We start from the raw sequence: 12,074 nt of genomic DNA, 5'->3' as shown, positions 1-12,074 counted from the left end.
CGCACTGGCGGCAGGAACGCGGTGCATCACTTCCTGACGGCGATCGCGAATCTTGTGCAAAAGCTGCTGGGTAACGGAAATTTGATTGAGGGCATCGAGACGCTGGGTCCACAATTGCTCTCCGCGGCGGCGTAATTCAGCCTCCCGCTGCTGTGCCAATGCCACAAGGTCGGGGCGCTGAGCGGCCATCGCCGTTTGGATGCGATCGCGCCAGCGGCGAATTTCGGAAACAAGGCCTAAAATCTGCTGTTCACAGGTATTGACTTCCTGTTGCAACCGTAACAGGCGCTCTTGGGTTTGCCGTTCTTGATCTTCTAGCTCAAGGAGCAGCAGATTAAGTTCAAGCTCAGGGTTGGCACGGATAAAGTCCTCGAGTTTTTGCTCTAGGAATGCATTTAGGTCCCGAAAAAAGCTCATGGGTGCCCCTTCCCTAAAAACTTTGGCCAACAGTGAGGGAGCGCACTTCCCCTTGACGTCGTAGCACCGCCCGCTGATTTTGAATCTGCACCAGTTGCCAGCCGTCGTTGCCAATGGTGTCGCCCACACTCAAGCGCAGCGTTTGGCCATTGCTTTGAAAAAGCGCCACCGAGCGATCGCCCAGTTCGAGGATGCCCACTAGGGTATGTTGGGGGGGAGCAGGCGGCGGGGGGGACGGCGCCGGTGCTGGCGCTGTTACCGTGGGTAAATTGGGCAGTGGGACCGCCGGCGGGCTGGGGGCTTGGTAAACGGGAACGTAGATGCGCTCAACGGTTGGGGCAGAGGCTGTGGGGCTGGGCATGGAATTGCTGGCGATCGCGGGGGGTGAAGGGGTTGGGGTGGCGACCTGTTGGCTAAGGAGTTGCAGGGAGGTTTGCAGATACTCAGCAAAGGCCATGTCGGCGGGGCTAGTGCTTGTGGTCACCGCAGCGTCAGGGGCAACTGCAACCGGCTGGCGATTCAGGCTGATCCAGAGGCCAACCCCCAGTACAAAGGAGGCAATGCCTACCCCCATCAAAAAGCGATCGCCCCAAGAAAATGTTGGCTGCGGCTCTGGACAGTGCAGCCAGCGAGAAGGTTCCGAAGGAGGAGTGGTGGGTTCAAAAGGGACGGGGAGGGAAGGCTTAGGCTCTAAAACCGCTGCTAGGGATTCTGGCTCATTGGGGTTGGCCTCCACAGTGGCAAAGACTTCATCTAGCAAGCGATTGGCTTGGACATCTGTCAGACAGGTTTCTCTGATGTAGGGCTCTGTCCGCTTCGGATGATTGCTCTGTGTCATCGCCCATGCCTCACAATGATCACCAAAAACGCCCAACCTTGCCCATTTTGCCTACGATGGATGACTAAATTCTATGCAATCCCTATCCTATTGGCCACCCCTGCCGCTGCACTCTGGCGTGATCCACACCGTCTTTACCGCCTATGTTCAACGCTGGGGATGCCTCTACCCTTGGCAACCACAAACTAGTCATGTTTTCCATGGAGCTGAGGGCGTGCCCCTGTACGGTGAGGGGTATCGGGTTGGCCAAGCCCGCGGCACCATCATTGCCACCTACGGCATTACGGGTGATCTCAAGAATCAATGGTACTTGCATACCCTTGCCCATTGGGCGATTGCCCGCGGCTTTGATGTCCTCCTTTTCGATTGGCGTGCCCATGGGCGCAGCGCAGAACTGTCCCCCGTGTTAACCAGTGATGGTCTCTATGAAGGACAAGACTTTGTGGCGATCGCCCAGCAGTGTCAAGCCCTCGGCTATACCCCTCCCTATTGGTTGGTTGGCTATTCCTTGGGGGGGCAGTTAGCCCTTTGGGGTGCCTGGTATGCCCAACAGCAAGGGAAAACAGAGATTGGGGGGGCTGCGGTCATCTGCCCCAACCTTGACTCCAATCGTTCCCTTGCCTACCTAGGCCAGACTTTTTGGGGACGGCAATTTGAAGGCGCCATCAGTCGTCAACTCCAACACTTGGCTCGCCACCTTCATCGCCTTTATCCTCAGATCTTTGATCTCAACACTGTTGCCAAGATTGACACTATTGCCGGTTTTGACGCCGCCCTCGTCATTGACCGCCTTGGCTTTAGCAGTGTGGCCGAGTATTACGCTGCCAGCAGTCCCTTGCCGCTGCTGCCCCAATTGACAATACCCCTATGGATTCTCTATGCCGCCGATGATCCCCTATTTGATCCCTGTCTTGTGCCCGAACTGCTCACTATTGCCGAGGGGAATCCTGCCCTTACCCTGCTGCTGACCGAACAGGGGGGTCACGTGGGTTTTACCAGCGATCGCAAGTGCCAACGCCTTTGGGGTGATCCAGACTACTGCTGGGGTATCCATCGACTCTTAGATTGGCTTGAGCAGCGAGCTGGATAAGCGATGGAATGACGAAGGCGGCACCCGGATTCGAACCGGGGGATAAAGGTTTTGCAGACCTCTGCCTTACCACTTGGCTATGCCGCCCTATTTGGCAACTTCTCATTATAGCCGATAGGCAATCCTATCCTTGCTTGTTTTGCCGCGATTGCTCAAGGTAATGCTGAATGGCTTCACGGGTCACCGCCGCTAGGGACCTGCCCTGTGCTGCTGCCAATTCCTTGAGTTGTTGGTATTGATCAGCCCGCACATCCACGCGATAGCGCTTCGTTGTGGCAGTGGGCACGTAATTTGCTGCAAACTGTCGCAAGGCTGCAAAACCAACCCGATGGCAAAAATCACCAAAGGATTCTCCCCGCTGCCGGCGATCGCGATAAAAGACCAGCAATGGCTCTAGGGCCGTTTCCAGTTCGGCAATAGGCAACCGCTCAATGTAGACCGCTGCCAAGCGGGTTTGATCGGGACTTCCCCCCAACCAAGTTTGATAGGCGCCGGGCACAATGCCGACAAAGCCCAATTCCGCCAAGTAGGGACGGGCACAGCCATTGGGACACCCTGTCATCCGAATCACAAAATGTTCGTCCTTCAGTCCCAGCCGATCCATGAGGCGACGAATCCGCTCCAGTACCCCCGGAATTGCCCGCTCCGACTCGGTAATGGCCAAGCCACAGGTGGGCAATGCTGGACAGGCCATGCTATAGCGTTGGAGGGGATCAATGGCCCTGACATCCTGAACGCCGTGCTCCTCAAGGAGGTGCTGAATCGCAGCCTGCTGATCGGGAGAGACATCGCACAGGAGCAGATTTTGGTGGGGCGTCACCCGCAGGGGGAGATGAAAGTCCTCAACGATTTTCTTGAGGGCCGACTTGAGTCTGAAGTTGCCCTGATCTAGGATGCGGCCATTGGCAATGGACAAGCCATAGAAGAATTTGCCATCCCCTTGGGGGTGCCAGCCCAAAAAGTCCTGATAGCGCCACGGCGGCAGTGGGCGAAAGGGTTCGAGGGGTTTGCCAAAGTATTCCTCCACTTTGGCCTTGAATTTTTCGACCCCCCAGTCGTGGATCAGATATTTCAAACGGGCGTGGCGCCGATTATAGCGATCGCCATAATCCCGCTGGGTCGCCACGATCGCCTTCACAGCCTCATAGACATCTGCTGCTGGCACAAAGCCAATTTCATCGGCCATGCGGGCAAAGGTTTCTTCCTTGTTGTGGGTGCGGCCCAAGCCACCACCGGCATAGATATTGAACCCCTCAAGATGGCCTTGGGAATCTGTAATCACCACCAGGGTCAAATCTTGGGAGAAAAGATCCACAGAATTATCCCCCGGCACCGTGACGCAGCACTTAAACTTGCGGGGCATATAGTGATCGCCGTAGATTGGCTCTTCGTTATTCGGGAAAATGGTGCCATGGCCATTGCGCTGCCGTGCTGCCTTGACATCGGGGTGCTCTTCGGCGGAGATTACCTTTTCGCCATCGAGCCAAATCTCGTAGTAGGCACCCGTTTGGGGTGTTAGGAGATCGGCAATGCGGTGGGCATACTCATAGGCAAGGATATATTCTGGGCGATCGCGAAAGGGGGCGGGGGGCGCCATGACATTGCGGTTCACATCACCGCAGGCTCCCAAGGTCGATCCCATGCTGCGGACAATGGCAGCGATCGCTGCTTTTAAATTCTTCTTGAGAATGCCATGCAGCTGAAATCCCTGCCGTGTTGTGGCTCGCAGCGTGCGGTTGCCATACTCATCTGCCAAGCGATCCAAGGTTAAATAGAGCTGCGGCGGAATATAGCCCGCTGGACTGCGGGTGCGCAGCATGAACTGGTAGTCTTTTTCCTGCCCTTTGACGCGGTTATCGCGATTGTCCTGCTGATAGGAGCCATGGAACTTGAGGATCTGCACACCCTCTTCACTAAAACGATTCGTTGGTTCTAGTAATTCTGTGGCAACAGGTTCTCGCAGATGTTGGCTCTGTTCCTTGAGAGTCTCAATTTTTGAGCGTTTCAGTGTGGCATTGGCAGAGGGGGGCGAAGCAACCATAGTATTTTTGTCTTCCAACAGGCGAAGGTAACCAAAATGACGACAGCTAAAAGTCCCTAATCTTGATCGGGAAAGTGAGCTATCTCATTTTAGCGAACCTGTGGAATGATTAACAGGAGGGTTCTTCCTTGGAGGCACAGTCCTTTTGCCAGCAGCGTTCGAGGTAAGCATTGTAATACTGCCGCCAGAACCGCTTGGGATTCAGGGTAAAGCCCGGACTAAATAGCCGTTGGTTCAAATACTGCCAGAGGGGAAAGGCAAGGACACAACGCGTAGCCATAAGCACACCGTGAGCGTGAGCGATTCAAAAACTTCAACTTACCTCGATCATAGACGAGGGTTCTGGGGGGCAAGGGTCTCTGCCAAGTTTCTTAACGCGCGGGAAACCGCTCGAGAGCAAAAAATGTTAAAATCTGTAAAGTTTTCTGGGATCGCCGATGCGGGTTGTCATTGTTGGTGCAGGGTTGGCCGGCTTAGCCGCCGCAGTGGATTTGGTGGATGCCGGTCACAGTGTTGAAATCTATGAATCCCGTCCCTTTGTGGGGGGCAAAGTCAGCAGTTGGCAAGATGCCGATGGCAACCACATTGAGATGGGGCTGCATGTTTTCTTTTACAACTACGCTAATCTCTTTGAACTGATGACCAAGGTGGGGGCGATCGCCAACCTACTGCCCAAGGAACATACCCACACATTTATTAATTGTGGGGGTCAGGTGGGGGAACTGGATTTTCGCTTTCCCTTGGGCGCCCCCTTCAACGGTCTCAAGGCCTTCTTCACCACCCGTCAACTCTCTGCTGCCGATAAATTTTTTAATGCTATTGCCCTTGGCACCAGTCCTGTGGTGCGGGGTCTGGTGGACTATGAGGGGGCGATGCGCCAAATTCGCGCCTTAGATTGCATGAGTTTTGCGGAGTGGTTTCGGCGGCATGGTGGTTCAGAAAATAGCCTCAAACGCCTCTGGAATCCTATTTCCTACGCCTTGGGTTTTATTGATACTGAGCACATGTCTGCGCGCTGTATGCTCACGATCTTTATGATGTTTGCCGCCAAAACAACCGCCTCACGGCTGAGTATGCTCAAAGGATCACCAGCGGAATACCTGCTCAAGCCCTTGGTGAACTATATTGAAGCGCGGGGGGCTAAAATTCATCTGCGGCGACGCGTCAAGGAAATTCTGTTTCGCGGCGAGGATACCAGCACTTGGCAGGTGGAAGGCTTGCTGATTCCCCGTGGGGAAGCGCTGGAAACAGTGACGGCGGATGCCTATCTGTGTGCCTGTGATGTGCCGGGGATTCAACGCCTGATTCCAGAGGCCTGGCGATCGCACCCAACCTTCGACAACATCTTTAAGCTCGCGGCTGTGCCTGTGGCCACGGTCCAACTGCGATTTGATGGCTGGGTTACGGAACTGCAAGACCCCAGTAAACAAAAACAGGTGGCGGCAACGGGTATTGATAACCTGCTGTACACCGCCGATGCCGATTTTTCCTGCTTTGCCGATTTGGCCCTCACTAGCCCAGCGGACTACTATCGCGAAGGCCAAGGCTCTCTGCTCCAAGTGGTGCTCACCCCCGGCGATCCCTTCATTAAGGCCAGCAATGAAGAGATTGCCCAACACGTGTTGCGCCAAGTCCATGAACTTTTCCCCTCGTCGCGCCATCTCAACATGACATGGTACAGTGTCGTCAAATTGGCGCAGTCCCTCTATCGCGAAGCCCCCGGCATGGATCCCTATCGTCCACCCCAAAAGACGCCGGTTCCTAACTTTTACTTGGCGGGCAGCTACACGCAGCAGGACTACATTGACAGTATGGAGGGCGCGACGATGTCCGGACGACAAGCCGCCCAGGCGATTTTGGCAGGAGGTCACCCATGAGTTGGTTAGAGCATACGGTGCAGACTGAAGTGGCCGCCGATGTTGATCGCGTCTGGGCACTGTGGTCCGACCTAGAGAAAATGCCCCTGTGGATGAAGTGGATTGAATCGGTGGTCATCACCGCAGAGGACCCCACGCTATCCCGCTGGACATTGGCCACGGGAAACTGGCACTTTAGCTGGCGATCGCGCATTTGCCGCCAAGTAAAGCACCAAATTATTCAATGGGAGTCCGTGGATGGCCTACCCAATCGGGGGGCAATTCGCTTTTACGATCGCCAGGGCAGCACCATTGTCAAGCTCTCGGTCTCCTATGCAATTCCCGGAGTCTTAGGACAAATTATGGATCGCCTGTTCTTGGGTCGGGTAGTTGAAAGTACACTGCAAGCGGATCTCGAACGCTTTCGGGAGTATGCCCAACGGATGCAACCCACACAGGTTTCCTGAGTTTGGCTTACAGTTGCGCTAGACAAAAAGAGATTGCCATCGCCAGCAGGGCTGCACCGGGAAACGTCAGCACCCATGCCATGAAAATTTGGCCCCACACGTGCCAGTTCACTTCCCCTTGATGGCGATACCCGGCACCCGTAATTGCCCCCACCACGACTTGGGTGGTACTGACGGGAAAGCCCACTAGACTAGCGGCTCCGACTGTTAAGGCGGCACTCAGGTTAGCTAAGCAGCCACTCACAGGGTCAAGGGATGTAATTTTCTCCCCTGTGGTGTGGATAATGCGCTCGCCGCCGCCATAGGTCCCGAGCGCGATCGCTAAGGCACAGGCAGCAATCACCCAGACGGGGACACCGGCATCCGGAGACAGTTCTCCCCAACTCACCAGGGCAAGGGTCATGACCCCCATTGTTTTCTGGGCATCATTGGCACCGTGGGCCACTGCCATCAACATTCCAGAGAGAATCTGTAACCGTTGCCAGTGTTCTGGGGGAATGTCTTGCCATTGCAGCCATTTCTCGACAAGCGCCATGAAACTCAGGCCGACCGCGATCGCCACCAAGGGAGACACGACCATGGGAATGACTACCGACCCAATAATTCCCTGCCAATAGATGATCTGGGGTGACACTTGAAAGAGGGCTGCCCCCACCAAGCCACCAATAAGGGCGTGGGAAGAACTACTGGGCAAGCCCCAATACCAAGTGAGCAAATTCCAGGCCATCGCACCAAGGAGTGCAGCACTAATCACGCCAAACCAATGGCTACCCAAGGCAGTGCTGTTGAGAATACCTGCTTCAATGGTTAGCGCCACCCGCGTACTCAAGAAAGCACCACCAAAATTAGCCACAGCAGCAAGGAGGAGCGCCGAGCGCAGGGAAAGGGCACGGGTGGCCACCACCGTTGCAATGGCATTGGCGGCATCATGGAAACCATTGGTGACATCAAAAAGGAGGGCGATCGCCATCAGCCCCCCCTTGAAATCAATGGCCATGCCCTAGGCAGAGGCACTCACTTGATCTTTGTCCTTGGCGAGGAATTGCTCCAGCTCAGCAAGGGCCTCGGCATCTACCTTCGTTTGCATGGGGCAAAACTTGGGCCCGCACATGGAGCAGAACTCAGCCGTTTTATAGATATCTGCCGGTAGGGTTTCGTCGTGGTATTCCCGGGCTCGCTCCGGATCAAGGGCCAGTTCAAACTGGCGGTTCCAGTCAAAGTTGTACCGTGCCCGCGACAGTTCATCATCGCGATCGCGCGCCCCCGGACGGTGACGGGCAATATCCGCCGCGTGAGCCGCAATCTTGTAGGCAATCAAGCCATTGCGCACATCTTCAGCATTGGGTAAGCCAAGGTGCTCTTTAGGAGTCACATAGCACAGCATGGCCGTGCCGTACCAACCCGCCAAGGCAGCGCCAATGGCACTAGTAATGTGATCATAGCCGGGGGCAATATCCGTGACCAACGGCCCAAGGACATAGAAGGGAGCTTCAGCGCATTCCTCCATCTGCTTGCGCACATTAAATTCAATTTGATCCATAGGCACATGGCCAGGGCCTTCCACCATCACCTGGACATCGTGTTCCCAAGCCTTGCGGGTGAGTTGACCGAGGGTTTTCAATTCCGCCAGTTGGGCTTCATCGGAGGCATCATGCAAACACCCCGGCCGCAGCGAGTCCCCCAAGGAGAAGGAGACATCATATTTTTTGAAGATCTCAATAATGTCGCGGAAGTGGGTATAGAGGGGATTTTGTTTGTGGTGATATAGCATCCACTTGGCAAGAATGCCGCCGCCACGAGACACAATCCCTGTGATGCGGTTTTTCACCAAGGGCAGGTATTCAATGAGAAGCCCCGCATGGATGGTCATGTAGTCCACCCCCTGCTGAGCGTGCTTTTCAATCACATGGAGAAAATCCTCAGGGGTGAGCCGCTCAACGCTGCCGTGGACACTTTCAAGGGCTTGATAGACGGGCACTGTGCCGATGGGCACCGGTGAGGCATTAATAATGGCGGTGCGAATGGCGTCAAGGTCACCTCCCCCTGTGGAGAGATCCATCACCGTATCGGCACCATACTTCACTGCTAGACGCAGCTTCGCCAATTCTTCCTCCAGGTTCGAGGAGTTGGGAGAGGCACCAATGTTGGCATTGACTTTACACTTGGCGGCAATCCCGATCGCCATGGGTTCGAGGTTGGGGTGATTGATATTGGCGGGAATAATCATCCGCCCGCGGGCAACTTCATCGCGAATCAATTCAGGGGGCAAGTTTTCCCGCCGCGCCACATAGTGCATTTCTTCGGTGATCATTCCTTGGCGGGCATAATGCATTTGGGTGACATTGTCGTGCCCTTTGCGGGCAGCAATCCATTGGCTACGCACCATTGATAGAATCCTCTCTAGACAGCTTCCCTGCGCCAGCATGATCCGGTTCAGGTTCTAAGGGTTTGCTCTCAGCCTGCGGTGACCGCAGACACCCCTAGCATGTCGTTCATTCTATCACTTTGCCCTTGGGGGGTGGGGGTTAGTCCAAAACGTCAATGCGTACATATCCGACACCGGCACCAATGAGGCCAATGGCAGCAGCAGCCCCCCGCGAGAGGTCAATTTCCCGCCCTCCCGTAAAGGGCCCGCGATCGTTAATCCGCACCACCACTGAGCGGCCATTTTGGAGATTGGTCACCCGCACCCGTTTCCCAAAGGGCAGTGTGCGATGGGCAGCCGTCAGGGCATTTTGATCAAATCGCTCACCATTGGCGGTGCGGGCACCATGGAAGCCGGGGCCATACCACGAGGCAATGCCCGTAAACTGCATCCGAATTGGCCCCATGGCCACAACTGTATTTGGGCTGCCCTCTACGCTGGTTAAAGCAGGGGCATTGCCCAACTGGCGTCGGATCAGGTTGGTAATTCGCAGGGCGTTTTCAGCGCTGCGTTGTGAACTATTCGGGAGTATTACCTGATTGTTTAGGGTCAGGAGAGGTTCTTTATCGGCGTAGATGCGATAGTTCTGTTGTTGGGCATCCCAACGCACACGCACAAGATTGGCGTCAAAGCCCTGTTCGTGGAGCTGATTGAGGCGAGCGGTGAGAAGGGTTGCCTGTTGGGCTGCCTCTGAGAGGGTGGTTTGCTCTGGCATGCCAGCGCTATTAGCGGCAGCGACTTTGACCCTCTCCGTGGCTGCTAGCCGCTGCCCCAAGAAGGTGAGTACCGGAATCCCCCGCAAGTAGACGGTTACGGCTTCGCGGCCTTGCTGTTGGTGACGATGGAGACTGGCGATCGCTGGCGTTGTCGCTGGAGCAGTGGCTTGGCGTTCCCCAACTTTGGTGGCAACGGCGGCGGGGGCTGAAACAGATTCTGGGGCTGGCGTGCTTGTAGTTGCACGGCTACTGGAAAGCATTCCCAACACAGCCAACGTGGTTGTTGTCAGACCCACATAAAGCGTTTTTTTCATAGGCGTCCGTTAAAAAGGGCATCCATACGGCTGGACAGTAGGGCACCAACATCACACAGGGGTAACCCCTACTGGTGCCGTGTTCGCTCTCATCGCGGAACTGTTTCAACCTACCACGAAGGCCTAGAATCAAGCATCAGGAGCATTTTGTTCGTGACAAACATTTTGAAAGAGAATAAAAAACCGCTGAAGTCGGTAAAACCTACGCAGACTGGCACATTGACGGAATTTACAGTTGGCAAAAGAAAATAAGAAAATTTTATAAACCTTTAATAAATTGTTTTTAATTTCCGAATGTCTTTGTGACTCAGATCACTAAAAATAAAAATTTTTCTGAAATAGAAAATTTGCTTTTTGTAACCTTTTCTGTGTGTTACAGGACGATTTCTGACCCAATTTTGTTGCCCTTTTACTCCTGTTGGGGTGCTCGTCCAGCCACTTCATAAAGTGCATTGCCCAAGGAATTGCCCTCCCTTGTAGCACATAAAACGGGGATATCGTCCGTAGGGAGCCAGATGATGGAAGACAGGGATGACTTGCGGCGTCGTCTGGAGAACTTAGAAGCCGCTGTGGCTGCTCTCCAGCGATCGCTCGAGATTTTGCAAACCGCTATTTTCCGTGAAGACCTCTCCTCTTCTGGAGTCCCAGAACTTGCAACCCAATCAACGCCACCGGAGGAACCGGCTGCGATCAAAGCGCAACCCCCAGCTCCTGAATTCCCATCGGTGGCACCCCTACGTCCAGTGACGCCTTCCCAACCTGACTGGCTACAAAATTGGGAACTGTGGCTCAACCGTCTTGGCATTGGCCTGCTGCTGTTGGGGATTGGTTTTCTCTTTCGGTATGCCGTTGAATTGGGCTGGATTACCGATGCGGTTCTGGTTGCCATGGGTTTGGTGATCGGCACTGCCTTGATGGGGTTGGGCTGGCGGTTGCAGCGGCGAGCTATCTTTAGCCAGTTTTTGCAGGGGGGTGGCCTCGCAACCTATTACCTGACGATCTTTGCTGCCTATCAGTTTTTGAGCGTCATGCCTTGGGGGGTGGCTTTCCCATTGATGGTGTTGGTGACCCTCGGGGCGTTTTTCATGTCCTTGCGCCAAAATCGAGCCATTTTTGCAGTGATTGGTGGGGTTGGTGGCCTAGGGACCCCCTTGCTGCTCTACAACCCAGAGATGAGTCGTCCTTTGGCCTTGGCCAGTTACACCTTTTTAATCCTCTTAGGCAGTTGGGCAATTTATGCAGTGAAGGGCTGGCGATCGCTCCTGCTGTCAGCCTTTTGGCTGGGATGGGTGATGTTAAGGGTGTCTATGACCACTCAGCACCTTGATCAGATGGTGGCGTTACAGGGAATTCTGGCGTTGACTTGGTTGGGCTTTACGGTATTGCCCCCTTGGTATCAGTGGCGCGATCGCAACAGGGCAGTGGAGCTATATCGCCCCCAAAAGACTTCCCCACAACCCTACGGTCAAACGATCGCCCCTTTTAACCCAGTGATTGCCCTCAGCTTAAGTGCTTCCCTCTGGGAGTGGTCAGCAACGATAACGGGGCGGGTGTTTATCCTTTTTGGGGTACTCTACCTCGGAACCAGTCTGCTCTGGCGACGCCTACCGCACCCTTGGCGCTGGGTCTATAGCTTGACGGGACTTGTGCTGATTGCCTTTGGCATTGTTGTTCGTTACTACAGCAATCGCTTTATCCTCGCACCCCTGGCGATCGAAGGGCTGATTTTGCATTATCTAAGCCAACACTATTGCTCGCGCCCCCTGCGGGTTATTGCCCATCTTTGGTGGGGACTACTCAGCCTTGGCTTTGTTGGTCAACTGCTTTTTACCGCTGCCGATCGCCCCCCGCTGTGGAATCTGGCTTTTGCCACCCATTTGGTGGTGCTTGGCGCCGCAGCAGTCAGTATT

11 protein-coding genes, 1 tRNA gene and 1 riboswitch are annotated in these 12,074 nt (G+C 54.8%); of the genes, 4 read left to right on the top strand and 8 right to left on the bottom strand.

The window, feature by feature from the left end; translation table 11 throughout:
* Window positions 1–417 (bottom strand): TIGR04376 family protein (locus H8Q75_RS01530; RefSeq protein ID WP_297039874.1); only part of this gene is annotated, 417 nt, incomplete at its 3' end.
* Between the two features lie 13 nt (window positions 418–430).
* Entirely contained in the window at window positions 431–1,255 is an 825-nt protein-coding gene (locus H8Q75_RS01525) for a hypothetical protein (protein WP_297039872.1), read from the bottom strand.
* 73 nt (window positions 1,256–1,328) lie between these two features.
* Between H8Q75_RS01525 and H8Q75_RS01520 the strand changes: the two genes are divergently transcribed.
* Window positions 1,329–2,345 carry an alpha/beta fold hydrolase gene (locus H8Q75_RS01520; protein WP_024123883.1) on the top strand — a complete coding sequence of 339 codons (1,017 nt, stop codon included), beginning with the start codon at window positions 1,329–1,331 and terminating at the stop codon, window positions 2,343–2,345.
* A 15-nt stretch (window positions 2,346–2,360) separates the two neighbouring features.
* Here the strand turns inward: H8Q75_RS01520 and H8Q75_RS01515 are convergent.
* The 3 genes from H8Q75_RS01515 to H8Q75_RS01505 all read right to left on the bottom strand — a co-directional run bounded on the left by H8Q75_RS01515 (window position 2,361) and on the right by H8Q75_RS01505 (window position 4,666).
* A tRNA-Cys gene (locus tag H8Q75_RS01515) sits at window positions 2,361–2,432 on the bottom strand.
* Window positions 2,433–2,469: 37 nt separating this feature from the next.
* The gene (sir, locus tag H8Q75_RS01510) at window positions 2,470–4,386 is read right to left on the bottom strand and encodes a sulfite reductase, ferredoxin dependent (RefSeq protein WP_024123884.1); all 1,917 of its coding nucleotides are present in this window, start codon (window positions 4,384–4,386) and stop codon (window positions 2,470–2,472) included.
* A gap of 109 nt (window positions 4,387–4,495) precedes the next feature.
* Window positions 4,496–4,666, bottom strand: coding sequence for a hypothetical protein (locus H8Q75_RS01505; protein ID WP_024123885.1), 171 nt, complete (start codon window positions 4,664–4,666; stop codon window positions 4,496–4,498).
* Window positions 4,667–4,823: 157 nt separating this feature from the next.
* Here H8Q75_RS01505 and zds point away from each other — a divergent pair, with 157 nt between their 5' ends.
* Together zds and H8Q75_RS01495 are read left to right on the top strand one after the other, a co-directional pair.
* Window positions 4,824–6,263, top strand: a complete 1,440-nt coding sequence (gene zds, locus H8Q75_RS01500; RefSeq protein ID WP_024123886.1) for a 9,9'-di-cis-zeta-carotene desaturase — start codon at window positions 4,824–4,826, stop codon at window positions 6,261–6,263.
* Window positions 6,260–6,709 carry an SRPBCC family protein gene (locus tag H8Q75_RS01495; RefSeq protein ID WP_024123887.1) on the top strand — a complete coding sequence of 150 codons (450 nt, stop codon included), beginning with the start codon at window positions 6,260–6,262 and terminating at the stop codon, window positions 6,707–6,709. Before zds ends, H8Q75_RS01495 begins: the two co-directional genes overlap by 4 nt.
* 7 nt (window positions 6,710–6,716) lie before the next feature.
* Here H8Q75_RS01495 and H8Q75_RS01490 read toward each other — a convergent pair whose 3' ends face one another.
* The 3 genes from H8Q75_RS01490 to H8Q75_RS01480 all read right to left on the bottom strand — a co-directional run bounded on the left by H8Q75_RS01490 (window position 6,717) and on the right by H8Q75_RS01480 (window position 10,164).
* Window positions 6,717–7,706: an inorganic phosphate transporter gene (locus H8Q75_RS01490; protein ID WP_024123888.1), complete on the bottom strand. Its 990-nt coding sequence runs from the start codon at window positions 7,704–7,706 to the stop codon at window positions 6,717–6,719.
* A 3-nt stretch (window positions 7,707–7,709) separates the two neighbouring features.
* A complete protein-coding gene (gene thiC / locus H8Q75_RS01485) occupies window positions 7,710–9,092 on the bottom strand; it encodes a phosphomethylpyrimidine synthase (RefSeq protein WP_041429347.1) in 1,383 nt (460 codons plus the stop codon).
* A 10-nt stretch (window positions 9,093–9,102) separates the two neighbouring features.
* A riboswitch (TPP riboswitch) is annotated at window positions 9,103–9,201 on the bottom strand.
* Window positions 9,202–9,234: 33 nt separating this feature from the next.
* Complete coding sequence (locus H8Q75_RS01480; RefSeq protein WP_024123890.1) at window positions 9,235–10,164, bottom strand: septal ring lytic transglycosylase RlpA family protein; 930 nt, start codon at window positions 10,162–10,164, stop codon at window positions 9,235–9,237.
* 515 nt (window positions 10,165–10,679) lie between these two features.
* Here H8Q75_RS01480 and H8Q75_RS01475 point away from each other — a divergent pair.
* On the top strand, window positions 10,680–12,074 hold a 1,395-nt coding region (locus H8Q75_RS01475; RefSeq protein ID WP_297039862.1), incomplete at its 3' end, for a DUF2339 domain-containing protein.

This window comes from Thermosynechococcus sp. OHK43, from assembly GCF_014466085.1.
Lineage (GTDB): Bacteria > Cyanobacteriota > Cyanobacteriia > Thermosynechococcales > Thermosynechococcaceae > Thermosynechococcus.
Note: the sequence above shows the minus strand (reverse complement) of the source record. Positions and strands in the feature narration are given on the sequence as shown.

Excerpts from the sequence above, each read along its gene's own strand:
- H8Q75_RS01525 (WP_297039872.1), bottom strand. The coding sequence starts at position 1,255 with ATGACACAGAGCAATCATCCGAAGCGGACAGAGCCCTACATCAGAGAA.
- H8Q75_RS01520 (WP_024123883.1), top strand. The coding sequence starts at position 1,329 with ATGCAATCCCTATCCTATTGGCCACCCCTGCCGCTGCACTCTGGCGTG.
- sir (WP_024123884.1), bottom strand. The coding sequence starts at position 4,386 with ATGGTTGCTTCGCCCCCCTCTGCCAATGCCACACTGAAACGCTCAAAA.
- H8Q75_RS01505 (WP_024123885.1), bottom strand. The coding sequence starts at position 4,666 with ATGGCTACGCGTTGTGTCCTTGCCTTTCCCCTCTGGCAGTATTTGAAC.
- zds (WP_024123886.1), top strand. The coding sequence starts at position 4,824 with ATGCGGGTTGTCATTGTTGGTGCAGGGTTGGCCGGCTTAGCCGCCGCA.
- H8Q75_RS01495 (WP_024123887.1), top strand. The coding sequence starts at position 6,260 with ATGAGTTGGTTAGAGCATACGGTGCAGACTGAAGTGGCCGCCGATGTT.
- H8Q75_RS01490 (WP_024123888.1), bottom strand. The coding sequence starts at position 7,706 with ATGGCCATTGATTTCAAGGGGGGGCTGATGGCGATCGCCCTCCTTTTT.
- H8Q75_RS01480 (WP_024123890.1), bottom strand. The coding sequence starts at position 10,164 with ATGAAAAAAACGCTTTATGTGGGTCTGACAACAACCACGTTGGCTGTG.